The sequence below is a fragment of the Bacillus sp. AF62 genome, assembly GCF_050312695.1.
GTDB lineage: Bacteria > Bacillota > Bacilli > Bacillales > Bacillaceae_G > Bacillus_A > Bacillus_A cereus.
Map to the genome: position 1 here is coordinate 16,755 of NZ_JBNPJZ010000021.1, position 14,901 is coordinate 31,655.

Sequence of the window (14,901 nt, forward strand, 5' to 3'; positions counted from 1 at the left end):
AAAGATTTATTTTCCTCTCATATATATGTTAGCGTTTCCAAATCACTTCAATACCTAATACAACTGCATTCCACTTTTATATAAAAAGATTTTTGAATATTTTTCCAACTTATCCTTGTCAAACATTGTCAATTTGTATTAAAATAACAACATACAAAATATTTAGTCTTTTCAGAAAAGATGGAGGGATAGCCATGAAGAATTCACTTCTTCGTATTGAAAACTTGCAAACTTCCTTTCGTATACAAGATCAGTATCATGCAGCAGTTGATAATGTATCCTTAACTGTTCATGAAAATGAAATTGTTGCTATCGTTGGTGAGTCAGGATGCGGAAAAAGTGCACTTGCCCTTTCCATTATGCGACTGCATAATGAAGCAAATACAAAATTACAAGGGCAGCTTTACTATAGAGATAAGGACTTACTAAGCATGTCAACCGCCGAAATAAATAAAGTACGCGGTTCAAATATCGGAATGATTTTCCAAGAACCTCTTACAGCACTCGATCCTCTTATGACAGTTGGAAAACAAATCGAAGAAAACTTAGACTACCACACAAGCCTTTCAAAAGTTGAAAAGAAAGAACGCACCTTAGAACTACTTCATCAAGTTGGTATTCCAAAACCAGAACTTACATATAAACAATACCCACACGAATTATCTGGCGGAATGAGACAAAGAATTGTTATCGCAATTGCAATTGCTTGTAAGCCAGGGCTCATTATTGCAGATGAGCCAACAACTGCACTTGACGTAACCATTCAAGCGCAAATTTTAGATTTATTACGTTCCATTCAAGAACAAACGAAAATGGGCATCATCTTAATTACACACGATTTAAGCGTCGTGGCCGAAACCGCTGATCGTATCGTCGTTATGTATGCAGGACAAGTTGTAGAAACAGGAACAGTCGAAGAGATTTTTAATAACCCTCTTCATCCATATACTCGTTCCTTATTAAATTCAATCCCGTCTGCATCTGCTGAAAAAGAAAAATTACATGTTATTCAAGGCGTTGTACCGACATTAGCTAAGTTACCTCGCACAGGTTGTCGATTCCAAGCACGGATTCCATGGATTAGACCTGATCAACATGAAGAAAATCCCGTTTTACATGAAGTAAAACAAGACCATTGGGTACGTTGCACTTGCTACAAACATTTCAACTTCCAACATAAGAAAGGAGATGACGTAACTCATGGCACTGCTTAAAGTAGAAGATTTAAAAGTACACTTTCCAATTAAAGGTGGTGTTTTCGGCCGTACATTAGATTACGTTCGTGCTGTTGATGGCGTAAGCTTCGAACTACAACCTGGCGAAACATACGGAATCGTTGGGGAATCTGGGAGCGGCAAATCAACAACTGGAAAAGCAATTATGCACTTAACAAAAGCGACAGGCGGTAGCATTCATTTTAATAATAGAGATTTAACAAAATTAAGTCGCTCAGAACTAAGAGAACAACGAAAAGATATTCAGATGATTTTTCAAGATCCTTATTCATCCTTAAACCCGAAGAAACGTGTTATGGATATTATCGCTGAACCACTTCGAAATTTTGAGAAACTCTCACCTGATGAAGAGCGTAGAGCTGTTCAAGATTATCTTGATAAAGTTGGATTAAATCCTGAGTCTATGTATAAATACCCACATGAATTTTCCGGTGGACAAAGACAGCGGATTGGTATTGCACGCGCACTTACACTAAAACCGAAGCTTATTATCGCAGATGAACCTGTATCCGCGCTTGACGTGTCGGTACAAGCTCAAGTTTTAAACTTCTTGCAAGATTTACAATCTGAACTCGGACTAACATACCTATTTATTAGTCATGATTTAGGTGTAGTTCGCCATATGTGTGACCGTATCGGTGTTATGTATCGCGGACGCATTGTGGAAGAAGCAACTAGTGCTGAAATTTATAATAATCCACAGCACATCTATACGAAGCGCCTAATATCAGCTATTCCTGATATTCGTCCAGAAAACCGCGAGCAACAACGTAAATTGCGTCGTGAGGTAAGCGTTGAGTATGAGAAATCATACGAAAGTTATTTCAATGAAAATGGTCGTGCTTACGATTTAAAACCAATCTCGCCAACACACCGGGTGGCATTACCTTAAGGGAGTGATAAAACATGTGGAAATTTATATTACGCCGGGTTTTAGTTATGATACCGCAATTATTCATATTAAGCGTACTCGTCTTTACACTGGCTAAGGCAATGCCAGGTGATGCATTAAGTGGCGCTGAACTAGCAAACCCAAAAGCCGATCCAAAAGTGCTCGAAGAACAACGTGAAAAACTAGGTTTAAACGATCCTATTCCCACTCAATATGTAAGGTGGATTTCAAATGCTGTACAAGGGGATTTCGGTATTTCTTACGCACATAAAATAAAAGTAACAGATATTATCGGGGAACGTCTTGGCAATACCATACTGTTAGCTCTTCTTATTCTTATTCTTACTTACTTAATTGCTATTCCACTTGGAGTTATAAGTGGACGTTGGAATGATACGTGGGCTGATCGACTCATTACGCTCTATAACTTTTTAGGATTCGGTACACCACTATTTATTTTCGGGTTAGTAATGTTATTCTTATTCGGCTTTTTATATCCAATTTTCCCTACGAGTGGTAGCGTTGATCCACAAGTTGCAACAGGATCATTTGATTACTATTTAAGTAAATTCAATCATATGATTTTACCAGCTTTATCTGGGGCATTAATTGGAACTGTAGGAACTGTACAATATTTACGAAGTGAAATTATCGATACGAAACATAAAGATTTTGTACGCACAGTAAAAGCAAAAGGTGTACCAGAATCTAAAGTATATTCCAGACATATTTTAAGAAATTCATTTTTACCAATTGCAGCATTTTTAGGATATGAAATTACAGGTTTAGTTGGAGGCTCTATTATTCTAGAAAATATTTTCGGCTATCCAGGAATTGGACAACTATTTTTCCAATCTATCACTCAACGTGATTTCAGTGTCGTAACTGCTCTTGTATTATTTACTGGATTCGCAACGCTACTCGGGACTCTTCTTTCCGATATTATTCTAAGCATCGTTGATCCACGTATTCGTATTGATTAATGGAGGTGAAGAAACGTTATGTTAGCAAATCCTGAAAAACAAACTGAATTCATTCATTACGAAAAGAGCCCCTCTGGTTTCTCCATTATGTGGCGAGAATTTCGTAAAGATAAACTAGCAATGTTTTCTCTATTCTTTTTAGCTTTAATATTAATAGCCGTTTACGCAACTTCATTTATTATGAAGCAAGAAGATATCGTCCGAGTCGATTTATTCGCTATTTATGACCCTCCTTCTGCTGAACATTGGTTAGGAACTGATTATGGAGGCCGTGATATTTTCGGACAATTAATTATTGGTACACGTAACTCCTTTACGGTTGGTTTAGCCATCACTCTTTTAGCAACCCTTATCGGTCTTACGACGGGACTAATTGCTGGCTATTTTGGAGGAGTTGTCGATAACATCATTATGCGTTTTATCGACTTTATGATGATTTTACCATTCTTAATGATTGTTATCGTGTTTATCTCACTCGTTCCAACTTTCAATATTACGACATTTATTCTCATAATGACCGCTTTCTTATGGGTCGGAAAAGCAAGGCTTATACGCTCTAAAGTATTGACTGAGAAAGAACTTGATTACGTATCTGCATCAAAAACATTAGGAACACCAAATTGGAAAATAATCTTCCAGCAAATATTACCTAATTTAAGTTCTATTATTATCGTAAATATCACATTAAATCTTGCTGGTAACATCGGAATTGAATCTAGTTTAACTTACTTAGGCTTCGGTCTACCAGAGAGCACACCAAGTCTTGGTACACTTGTAAGTTACGCAACTAACCCAGATGTATTACAAGAAAAGTGGTGGATTTGGTTACCCGCATCAATCATGATTTTAGTGTTGATGCTGTGTATAAATTTTATTGGTCAAGCGTTAAAGCGTGCGGCTGATGCGAGACAAAGAAAAGGATAAGGGGTGGAGAAGTTATGAACAAACCAAAACTGTACAAAGTATTAAGTACACTTGCTGCTTCAACATTATTACTATCTGCATGTGGGGGTGCTGATAGCGGTAGTAAAAAGGCAAACACAAAAAAAGTAGAAACAAATAAATTTAGTGCTGCTGTAAAAAATGACGGTAAAGAAATTAAAGACGGATCATTAACTTATGGACTCGTTTCAAATTCACCTTTCGCTGGTGTTTTAAGTAGGGTATTGTATGAAGTTGCTCCAGATTCAGAGATTATGGATTTCTTTGATGAACAATTATTAGCTACAGATAAAAACTGGGAAATTACAAATGACGGTGCTGCAACTTATACAATTTCTGAAGATAAAAAAACAATTACAATTAAAATTAAAGATAATGTAAAATGGCACGATGGTAATCCTGTAACAGCTGAGGATTTAGAATATTCTTACTTAATAATCGGTAATAGCAAATATACAGGTATCCGTTACGATACACAAATGCAAATGATTGAAGGTATGGAAGAATATCACAATGGAAAAGCTGACAAAATTTCTGGTATTAAAGTAGTCGATCCAAAAACAATTTCCATTACTTATAAAGAAGTAAACCCTTCACTAAAAACTGGTATTTGGACATATCCTACACCTAAAAAATATTTAGGTGATGTACCAATTGAAAAACTAGCTGAATCAGATAAAATCCGTCAAAATCCAATTGGATTCGGTCCATTTAAAGTGAAGAAAATCGTTCCTGGTGAATCAGTTGAGTATGAGCGTTTTGATGATTACTGGGGCGGCAAACCTAAGCTAAAAAATGTAACATTAAAAGTTGTAAATCCATCTATTGTTAGTGCATCTCTGAAAAAAGGTGATATTGATATTGCAGCAATTACTGCTGATCAATATCCGAACGTAAGTAAATTAAAAAACACACAACTAATTGGTAAAACTGACCTTGCTTACACTTATATCGGATTTAAGTTCGGACATATGGACAAAGCAAAGAATGAAGCTGTAATGGATAACGATAAGTTCAAAGACGTTCGTTTACGTCAAGCGATGGCACATGCAATTGATAGAGAAAAATTAGGAGAGAAAGTATATCACGGACTTCGCGTTCCAGCTAACTCTCCAATTCCACCATCTATGCCAAAGTACCATAATAATGATGTTGGTGCGTATAATTTCGATGTAAATAAAGCGAAAAAACTATTAGATGAAGCTGGGTATAAAGATAAAAATGGTGATGGATTCCGTGAAGATCCAAAAGGTAATGAATTGAAGATTAACTTCTTAACTAGTAGTGGTAGTGAAACAAGTGAACCGCTGGCTAAATTCTACATTCAATCTTGGAAAGATATCGGCTTAAAAGTAGAACTTGTTGATGGACGCTTACACGAATTTAATGCTATGCGTGATATGATTAAAAAAGATGATCCGAAGGTTGATATTTTTGCCGGTGCTTGGAACACTGGCTCTGACCCTGACCTTTCTGGCCTATGGGGCAAAAATGCCGGATTCAACTATCAACGCTGGGTAAATGATGAAAATACGAAGTTATTAGAAGCAGGATTATCAGAAAAAGCTACTGATGAAAAATATCGTAAAGAAGTATACGATAAATGGCAAAAATTAATTCATGACGAAGCACCGATGATTCCAATTCATTACACATTTGATTTAACAGGTGTTAATAAGCGCGTAAAAAATTATGATGTCAACACTGAAGTGAATCAAATAACTTCACATTGGAAAGACGTTACTGTAACAAGTGAGAAGCCAGAAGTAGAAAAATAAACATAAAAATAGCTCTTAGCATTTACATACATGCTAAGAGCTATTTTTTATTTTCATTGCTTTTCCTACTAATGATAACAACCAATTCCTTCCCTACTCTAATATTAAAAGATTTGATGAAATACCTTTATTAAAACAGCTAACGTAACAGATCCAGCAAATCCCCCTAAACAAATTAAGCTTACCCCTTGACTATATGACAAATTTTGAAATGATTTCATTGCTTCCATCCTCCCTATCTCCCCTTTGATACTTTTATTTTACCAATGGGAAAAATTTCATAACATCGATTTCTCTAACAACTAACTTACAAATTTGTAAGTTAACATCTTTTCAACTTATATATCTAGTATTTCCACAAATGAGAGTTATTTATACATAAAAAAGACCTCAGCTATACTAAGGTCTTTAGTTACATTTTATTTTATAATCATCACCGGACATTTCACTCGTTTTGCTATTTTATGACTTACACTACCAAGTACCATTTCTTGCAGTGTATTTAATCCTCTACTTCCCGCTATAACAAGATCTATATCTCCTGTATTTACATATTGAACAATTGTATCTCCAGGATCACCATGTAATATCGTAATTGTATAAGATATGTTCTCTTTCTTTAATAAAACTTCAATCTCTTTTAATTTATCTTTTCGACTAGCCGATATTGTTTCTAAATCTGTTTGACCTTGTATAATATCTGATTTTGCCGTTCTATTATCTACTACGTACACAACTTCAACATTTGTTTCTTCGCTACATTTCGCAATATATGTTGCATGTTCCGCTGCTCGAAGTGCATGTTCAGAACCGTCACATGCTAATATAATTTGTTTGTACATATGCTGAATCCCCTTTTCGTTATCCTACTCGTATTATATAATAAAGCCCCCTAAAAAGGAGGCTTTTAACTAGCAATTCTTTTATTATAAGTAGCTAAATTTGCAACAAGTTTTGAGCTACGTTCATTTAATCCTGTTATACTTACTTTCACACCACTTTGCTCATACTTTATGATAACTTTATCAATTGATGCCACCGCTGAATCATCCCATACGTGCGCATGAGTAAAATTCATTTCAATTTCTTTTACATCTTCATTAAATGAAAAATTATTTATGAAATCGGCTGTGGATGCAAAGAAAAGTTGACCGTGAATTTCGTATATTTTCTTATTTTCAATATATAAATGTTTCACGTGAATCTTTGCCATATTGAATGCAAATAACACCGCACTAATTACTGTTCCGATAATTACACCTACTGCTAAGTTATGTGTAATTAGGACAATCACAACTGTTACGATCATAACAAATGCGTTTCCTTTTGGTACTTTATGAATCGTTGTTACAGAGTTCCAATCAAACGTTCCGATTGAAACCATAATCATAACCGCAACTAAAGCTGCCATCGGAATATGAACGACATAATCTCCTAAAACGAATAGTAATACGATTAAAAATCCGCCCGCTACAAATGTTGATAGGCGACCTCGTCCACCTGATTTAATATTAATAACAGATTGACCGATCATTGCACATCCTGCCATTCCTCCGAAGAAACCAGCGACGATGTTTGCGATCCCTTGTCCGCGTGCCTCTTTATGCTTATTACTTTCTGTATGCGTCATATCATCTAAAACTGAAGCTGTTAATAAAGACTCTAGTAAACCAATAATTGCAAGCATAACTGCATAAGGTAAAATAATCCCTAATGTTTCTAATGTAAATGGCACATCAGGAATACTAAAGAACGGTAATTCTTTCGGTAGGCTTCCCATATCCCCTACTGTTTTCAACTGTAATCCGCTCATAAGTGCAATACTCGTCACAATAATAATTGAAATAAGCGTAGAAGGTACAACCGTTGTAATACGTGGAAATAAATATATAATTGCAAGTCCTAATACAACGAGTGCATACATTTGCCAAGTTGCATTTTTAAAATGCGGTAATTGCGCTGTAAAAACTAAAATTCCAAGTGAATTTAAAAAACCACTCATAACAGATTTCGGAACAAACTTCATAAATGAGCTCAGTTTGAACACGCCAAAAATAATTTGGACAATACCTGTTAATATTGTTGTAGCAAATAAATATTGCAAACCATGATCTTTAACGAGCGTTACCATTAATAATGCCATTGCACCTGTTGCAGCTGAAATCATCCCAGTTCTTCCGCCAACAAATGAAATGGTAACTGCAATACAAAAGGCTGCATATAGTCCAACTGTCGGATCCACGCCTGCAATAACAGAGAAAGCTATCGCTTCAGGGATTAACGCTAAAGCAACGACAATTCCTGATAACACGTCCCCTCTCACATTAGAAAACCAATCATTTTTTATCGTTTGAAACAAAATACCACTCCTCTACTCCTTTATAATTTGATTTTCTCCATAAGAAAATCTAGCCGACTGCACGAAAGCTATTATATAACGAGTAGAAGATTTTTTACTATGTAAAAGTTTCCTAAAAAGATGTTACCTTCGTAGCTTCTTTTTTAGGAAACTTTAAATATACTATCACCTATTGTTGATTTAACGTACAATGATTTCGGATTCTACTGTATGTCAAATGAAGAGAACTTTGTTTGGATGGATGAAAAATGCACATGTAATTTAGTTCATTTAATTGAATAATCCAAGGATCAAGATATTAGCTACCAAGGGAATTCATTTAAAGTTCTATAGATATTTCCACTTCATATATGAGGTTTAGTTTGGATAGTTTAGGATTAGAGGAGTTTATGCTAATTTAATGAAAATAGTAAGAGCACTCTTTCGAGTGCTCATTTTATGCAGATACAGTTGCTTTATCCTTACGGAATATACCCATTAACCCACCGATTAATAATAATACGCCTGGTAATAAGTAAATTATAGAAATACAAATAAATCCACCGATAGCAGCCACAGTCATCATAATACCGCCAACCTTCGCTTTACTTCTTACCATAACAGATCCAACAATTCCTAAGATTGATAGAGCCACAGCTCCCCAACCTAAACCAATAACAGTATTTGCTCCATCAGCTTCAAAAGCAGCTCCCATACCGCCGATCAATAAAGCAACAAATGCACAAATAATACCAAAAATACCTCCAATAAGACCTAATACAAATTCAGCTGTTCTTTTCATTTCAATCTCTCCTTATTTAGCAACTTCAAATTCAAATTTCACTGATTTCTCGTCAAATGTAAATGTAGGTTTAAATGTACCAACAAACTTATCGCCTTCTGGTACATCAAATAACATTTTGTTTGTAATTTGGTTACCTGGCGCAATATTTTCGTTTATAAACGTATTGTCCCCACCAAAGTACTCTTTGAATTGGTTGCCGTTAGTATCAGCAATTTTCAACTCAGAAGTTCCAAAATATATATCTTTTTTGCCATTATTTTTAGCGTTAAAAGCGATTTCTAGTACTTTCCCTTTTTCAGCTTTTATGTATTCGTTAGGCTCAACGAATTTAGCTGAACTGAAAGTAAGCTGTAGACCATTAACTTCTACCGTATCTCCAATTTTATAAATCTTGCTTTCAGCTTTTTCCTTTTTATCTTTCTTTTCAGCCTGTTTAGGAGCATCGTTTTTACTCACTTCTTTAACTTCAGTTTCACCACAAGCAGCTAAACTAAAAGCAAGTGCACCTGTTAAAGCAATAGTACCCAATTTTTTATACATTCTTTTTCCTCCGATTATGTAAAATGTAAGATTTCCGAAACTATCATAACAGAAACAGTTACAACTTTTTTGTCATATTTTGTCGAGAAAAATAAAAAAAGACGCTATATCAGTAGCGTCTTTTCTCATTTCATTAATGTCCACCGTGTCCTTGACCACTTTCCTGAACAATTTCTAACCTCTCATCTAGTATTCCTTGTGTTTCAAATGAAATATCACTCGTACTTCCTAATAAGAAGCCATGATTATATGGTCCAAGTGTTGGATCATCTTTAAACTTCGGCTGAATAGTAGCAAGGAAGTCATACACTGGTTGTGAAGCTTTCCCTTCTTCTAACAAGACAACAGGTGCGTGTTTACCCATATGTGAAAAAGGTGCCCCAGCAACTGCTAAATCTGGTGTTTTGCTTGAAACAAATGATAAACCGTGACCAGATTTTGTGAATCCCCAGCCAAATTTTGTTTTTTCATCTTTAAACTTCGCAAATGCGATAGAATTTTCTGTTGGAGTCTCACCGCTAATACGCGTTACTTTCCCGTATTTGCTTAACTCTTTTTCTACTTCTTTTGAAACGATTTTTTCTGGTCCTAGTACATATATATTTGCTTTATCTTTTCTCATCTTTAATGCCTCTATTGTCGCTTCTGGCACTTTATTCTTTTCTGTATAGAGTAGTGGTTCCGGCATATGAGAAATCCAGTTTACAGCGGGGGTTGTATATAAACGTCCTTCTTCTGCAGACGAACCGATAATAACACTATTTGGGTAGCTTCCTGTTATATCGGCATACTCCTTATCAACATCTTTAGCAAATATAGCTGGGTTCGTTTCTTTTATTTGTTTTATTTTATAACCTTTTAATTGTTCAAGCGCGCTAGTACCTACATCCCCCATCACCATAATTTGTGTTCCATCTTTCGTTCCGATTGGATTTAATCGTTTTATTTCTTTTAACGTCATTTCTGGTATTTTTTCTTTTTCTATAAATAAAATCGGTCCGTTATTCGGATGATGAATAAGGTCTGCACTCGCAATACCTAATTGCCACTCGCTCACTGGTACTAAAATAACAGCACCTGGCTGGTTCTCTTTATGGGTTGCTGGCCATATCGTTTGCGAAGTTAACACTGCCATTTGCAGGGGATCATTTGTATTTAACCTCGTCACATTTTTTAAACTTGTCGTTAATAAATCATTCGATGCCCCTTCGTTCATTTCTTTTGGCGCCGTTACCTCCTGATTCATTTTCATTTCCTTTTGCTCTGTTTTTTTCTCTTTTGTAGATTCATGGTTTTTATGGTCTGTATTCGTTTGTCCGCATGCAGCAAGACCAACTGCTGTAATTATTGTTATCCCAAAAATTCGGGTCATTTTTTTCACTATACCGCCTCCGTATTAATCATTTTTGAGCCAATATGATTACCTAAAATGTAATTTCAACTCCACAATAACAAGCAATTCTGAAGAAATTATGCAGACACATCATAATCTGCACCATTTCTTCATGATTTTGCATTACACTTTAAGTAACGATTATAAATATGGAGGGCTCTCTATGATTGATATACTGCTCGTAGACGATGAACCGAGAATGCTTGAATTATTAACTCTTTATCTTACTCCAATTGGATATAACTGCGTATGTGCGAATTCAGGAGAAGAAGCTATTTTACATATAGAAAATCAAAACTTTAAATTTGTTTTACTCGATATTATGATGCCAAAGATGGACGGATGGGAAACGTGCAAAAAAATCCGATCTTTTAGTAACATTCCTATCATTATGGTTACAGCTCGTGATCAAACAGTAGATGTCGTTCAAGGATTAAAACTCGGAGCCGATGATTACGTAACGAAACCTTTCCATGAAGAAGAACTTTTCGCAAGAATTGAAGCCGTTTTAAGACGTACAAATGAACATAAACAAATCCAATATCACGGTATTGTATGGGATGAAACAAAACACTTCGTTTCTGTCCATAATGAAGAGCTCCTTCTCACACCAATTGAATTTTCTTTACTCGGATTATTTTTACGCCATGTGAACTACGTATTAAACCGTGATCAGCTCATCGAACGAATTTGGGGGTTAAACACAAATACAGAAGATCGCACAGTCGATTCACATATTCGCAATTTACGTGATAAATTGCGAAAAGCACATTTCCCTATTGATCATCATTTAAAAACTGTTTACGGAGTCGGATATCGATGGGTTGATACTCTAGATTAAGGAGCAAAGCAATGAAGCGAATTTCGATTCAGCTCGGATTTTATTTTTTGATTGTTACACTTTTAATCGAAAGTGTTCTATTTGTCTCGCTTTATTATAGCCTTGTCAACAATAGAGTAAATGAAGAAATGACAGCTTTATTAAAGCGCGGAAATAGTCACAGAGATGTCCTTGAAAAGTATTTTGATAAGCAAACAATCTCCCATGTTGCACTAATGGAATCCGAAGCCGAAACTACTGTTGTTATTACAAATGCAAATAAGGAGGTACTAGCTAAATCCAATGAAATAAATACTACTATAAAAAAGCATATTGAAAAGATGCAAACACGGACAGATCATGACGGAGCAATTATAGAGAATCATTGGAAAACATCTAATTATATATGTACAGTTAGCCCCATTGTAGTGGCTGGAAAAACGGAAGGCTACGTATATATGTTTCTCGGGACGGAATCAATCGAGGAAATGGTTAACGGGCTAACAAGACAATTCATTATTGCCGGAGTCATTACGTTTCTACTAACAGCCATCACCATCTTTCTATTATCACGTTTATTAACAAAACCATTGTTACACATGAAACATGCCACTGAAAAAATGAGTAAAGGCGATTTGTCCGTTTCGTTAACGACTACTCGAAATGATGAAATTGGTGAACTAGCATCATCTATCCAAACGCTCGCAAATGATTTACATTATATGAAAACAGAGCGAAGTGAATTTCTAGCAAGTGTTGCTCACGAATTACGAACACCGTTAACATACGTAAGAGGTTATGCTGACATTGCTTTAAAAGAAAGCACCTCTCCTGAGCAACGTTTGCGATATTTATCGATTATAAAAGATGAATCTGATTACATTACAAACTTAGTTCAAGATTTATTTTCACTTGCACAAATGGAACAACATAACTTTTCTATTCAAGTAAAGGAAGTGCATTTACACACCTTCCTTACTCGTATAGCTGAAAAAGTAAACGCCGTGTATAAAGAAAGATACATTAAAGTTTCTTTCTCTTGTTCTCCTACACTGCTAGTAAACTTAGATGAACAGCGATTTGAACAAGTTATAGTAAACATTTTAAATAACGCTTATAGACATTCAAAAGAACATTCTCATATAAACATTTCTATTACAGAAGAACATAAACGTATCTCCATTACAATTGAAGATGAAGGCGAAGGTATTCCACCTGAAGACCTCCCTCACATTTTCGATCGCTTTTACCGTGTCGATAAAGCAAGAACACGCGCTACAGGTGGAACTGGCTTAGGGCTCTCTATCGTGAAGGAGATCGTAGAACTACACGGCGGGACGATTACTGTCACGAGTGAAGTTGATCATGGATCTTGTTTTATAATTTCATTACCATCCATAAAAAAACACGACTATCATCAATAGTCGTGTTTCTTTATCCCGCATTAACGGGCAGTAAGACCCCTACATCAAAATTCAGCGGAAGCAAAGAAGTTAGGTGGGGGATCAACTGCCCGTAAAAGCCCGATTGGTTCAACTAATAATCAGTGGGAGATGAACAAAACCCCCACTGATTAAAGTTTCACTTTATCATTTTACTTTATAATATAAATTTACAAATTGCCCAAAACGTTTCGTATCCGTTAAAGTTAAATTAATTTCCGGGTTCTTGTCTTGAAATAACGGAACTCCAGAACCTAATATATGCGGTGTAATCGTAACGATATATTCATCAATTAGATTATTCTTAAAGAACTCTCTTAATAGACTTCCTCCACCGACCATCCATATTTTAGATCCTTCTTGTGCTTTTAACCTTTTTGTAAACTCCACTACATCTTCATTTACAAACTCTACATGTCCGTTCGTGCCTTTTTCTGAATTAGAAAACACATAACATTTTTTATCTAAATACGGGAATGTCTCTGTATGCTCTACTACATAATCGTACGTTCTCTTTCCCATTATTATTGTATCAATTGTTTCATACATTTCTGTATAATCGTTATCTCCCTCTCCTTCTGTTTCCATTAACCACTCTAAATCATCATCTTCTTTCGCAATATATCCATCTAAGCTCGCCGCTATAAATAAAACTATTTCACGTGACATATCTTTTCCTCCTTGCATCTCATCTTGATAACATATGATGTAAACAATATACTAACAATAAAACATGACAATTTATGTCATGTTAAAAAGAAAAGGTGATACATTTGTCAAAAGCTAAACGCTTATTAGATATTCTTATATTTGCTTCTGCGAAAAAAACATTTACAGCTCAAGAAATAGCTGATGAATTTAACATTTCCGTTCGTACGGTTCATAGATACATTTTAGATTTAAGTGATATGGGATTACCCATTTATGCTGAACAAGGTCGTAATGGAGGATATAAAGTATTAACAACTAGGGTCATTCCACCTATCTTATTTACGGAAGAAGAAGCGGTCTCCATCTTTTTTGCCTTTCAATCTTTAAGCTACTACAGAGACTTGCCTTTTAATACAGAAATCAATTCTGTCACTCATAAACTATATAGCTCTCTACAACATGAGGCGAAAGCGAAAGTTGATAAAATACGTTCTTATATCTCCTTTTGGAATCCGAAGAGAACAATTGAGACCCCACTTTTAAACAAAGTGTTAACAGCGGCTATTGAAAATAAAAATTTACACTTTCAATACGAATCTAAATCAGGGATAAAAACAAAACATGTTCATCCGATTGGTGTATATGCTCACGACGGGTTATGGTACTTACCGTCCTATGACTTCGGTAGAAAAAAAGTATTACTGTATCGCGTTGATCGTATTCTCTCAATATTATCAATGGAAGAAAATACAGATACATTCATGAATTTAGAAGAGTGGTTTGCCTCTAACTCTAACGTAGTACACAATCCTACTCAGTTACATGTTTTACTGACAACAGAAGGCGTACGCCAATGTAAAAGCGTTCCTTATCTTGAGGAATTCGTTGTAGTAAACGAAGATGGGACAGGATATATACATTCAACAATTGATAAAAGTGAGATTAACTTTATTACTCCTTTATTTTATAGACTTGGAAAAGATGCAAAAGTTTTAGAACCGAAAGAATTGATAGATGGTTTACGTATACGCGCAAAAGAAGTTTTACATATGTATGAAGACGAAAAAAGCTGCTAAATATAA

General features: G+C 35.3%; 15 protein-coding genes. 8 read left to right on the plus strand and 7 right to left on the minus strand.

The window, feature by feature from the left end; genetic code table 11:
- Window positions 1-194 precede the first annotated feature (194 nt).
- From ACQRBL_RS02995 to opp4A, 5 genes are read left to right on the plus strand one after another with little or no spacing between them, the layout of a single operon-like run.
- Complete coding sequence (locus ACQRBL_RS02995) at window positions 195-1,214, plus strand: ABC transporter ATP-binding protein (protein WP_000798236.1); 1,020 nt, start codon at window positions 195-197, stop codon at window positions 1,212-1,214.
- Window positions 1,201-2,127, plus strand: coding sequence for an ABC transporter ATP-binding protein (locus ACQRBL_RS03000; RefSeq protein ID WP_001196381.1), 927 nt, complete (start codon window positions 1,201-1,203; stop codon window positions 2,125-2,127). Before ACQRBL_RS02995 ends, ACQRBL_RS03000 begins: the two co-directional genes overlap by 14 nt.
- 14 nt (window positions 2,128-2,141) lie before the next feature.
- On the plus strand, window positions 2,142-3,110 hold the full coding sequence (gene opp4B, locus ACQRBL_RS03005) for an oligopeptide ABC transporter permease (RefSeq protein ID WP_000265452.1): 969 nt from the start codon (window positions 2,142-2,144) through the stop codon (window positions 3,108-3,110).
- An 18-nt stretch (window positions 3,111-3,128) separates the two neighbouring features.
- Entirely contained in the window at window positions 3,129-4,034 is a 906-nt protein-coding gene (locus tag ACQRBL_RS03010; RefSeq protein WP_097920135.1) for an ABC transporter permease, read from the plus strand.
- 14 nt (window positions 4,035-4,048) lie between these two features.
- Window positions 4,049-5,830: an oligopeptide ABC transporter substrate-binding protein gene (opp4A, locus tag ACQRBL_RS03015; RefSeq protein ID WP_001039729.1), complete on the plus strand. Its 1,782-nt coding sequence runs from the start codon at window positions 4,049-4,051 to the stop codon at window positions 5,828-5,830.
- A gap of 104 nt (window positions 5,831-5,934) precedes the next feature.
- Here opp4A and ACQRBL_RS03020 read toward each other — a convergent pair whose 3' ends face one another.
- From ACQRBL_RS03020 to ACQRBL_RS03045, 6 genes are all read right to left on the minus strand, one after another.
- Window positions 5,935-6,051 carry a DUF4027 family protein gene (locus tag ACQRBL_RS03020; RefSeq protein ID WP_002094283.1) on the minus strand — a complete coding sequence of 39 codons (117 nt, stop codon included), beginning with the start codon at window positions 6,049-6,051 and terminating at the stop codon, window positions 5,935-5,937.
- 198 nt (window positions 6,052-6,249) lie between these two features.
- Window positions 6,250-6,672, minus strand: a complete 423-nt coding sequence (locus ACQRBL_RS03025) for a universal stress protein (RefSeq protein ID WP_000278001.1) — start codon at window positions 6,670-6,672, stop codon at window positions 6,250-6,252.
- Window positions 6,673-6,737: 65 nt separating this feature from the next.
- The gene (locus tag ACQRBL_RS03030; RefSeq protein ID WP_000487919.1) at window positions 6,738-8,189 is read right to left on the minus strand and encodes a SulP family inorganic anion transporter; all 1,452 of its coding nucleotides are present in this window, start codon (window positions 8,187-8,189) and stop codon (window positions 6,738-6,740) included.
- Between the two features lie 436 nt (window positions 8,190-8,625).
- Window positions 8,626-8,970, minus strand: a complete 345-nt coding sequence (locus tag ACQRBL_RS03035) for a DUF4064 domain-containing protein (RefSeq protein WP_000831286.1) — start codon at window positions 8,968-8,970, stop codon at window positions 8,626-8,628.
- Between the two features lie 12 nt (window positions 8,971-8,982).
- Window positions 8,983-9,513, minus strand: a complete 531-nt coding sequence (locus ACQRBL_RS03040; protein WP_000277054.1) for a DUF4352 domain-containing protein — start codon at window positions 9,511-9,513, stop codon at window positions 8,983-8,985.
- 133 nt (window positions 9,514-9,646) lie between these two features.
- Entirely contained in the window at window positions 9,647-10,894 is a 1,248-nt protein-coding gene (locus ACQRBL_RS03045; RefSeq protein WP_411996148.1) for a cell wall-binding repeat-containing protein, read from the minus strand.
- Window positions 10,895-11,069: 175 nt separating this feature from the next.
- Here ACQRBL_RS03045 and ACQRBL_RS03050 point away from each other — a divergent pair, with 175 nt between their 5' ends.
- Window positions 11,070-11,747 carry a response regulator transcription factor gene (locus ACQRBL_RS03050; protein WP_000565468.1) on the plus strand — a complete coding sequence of 226 codons (678 nt, stop codon included), beginning with the start codon at window positions 11,070-11,072 and terminating at the stop codon, window positions 11,745-11,747.
- Window positions 11,748-11,758: 11 nt separating this feature from the next.
- Entirely contained in the window at window positions 11,759-13,150 is a 1,392-nt protein-coding gene (locus ACQRBL_RS03055) for a sensor histidine kinase (protein WP_411996149.1), read from the plus strand.
- A gap of 165 nt (window positions 13,151-13,315) precedes the next feature.
- Here the strand turns inward: ACQRBL_RS03055 and ACQRBL_RS03060 are convergent, their stop codons facing one another.
- Complete coding sequence (locus ACQRBL_RS03060) at window positions 13,316-13,837, minus strand: dihydrofolate reductase family protein (RefSeq protein WP_411996150.1); 522 nt, start codon at window positions 13,835-13,837, stop codon at window positions 13,316-13,318.
- A 104-nt stretch (window positions 13,838-13,941) separates the two neighbouring features.
- Between ACQRBL_RS03060 and ACQRBL_RS03065 the strand changes: the two genes are divergently transcribed.
- Complete coding sequence (locus ACQRBL_RS03065) at window positions 13,942-14,895, plus strand: helix-turn-helix transcriptional regulator (protein ID WP_023521050.1); 954 nt, start codon at window positions 13,942-13,944, stop codon at window positions 14,893-14,895.
- Window positions 14,896-14,901: the final 6 nt, after the last annotated feature.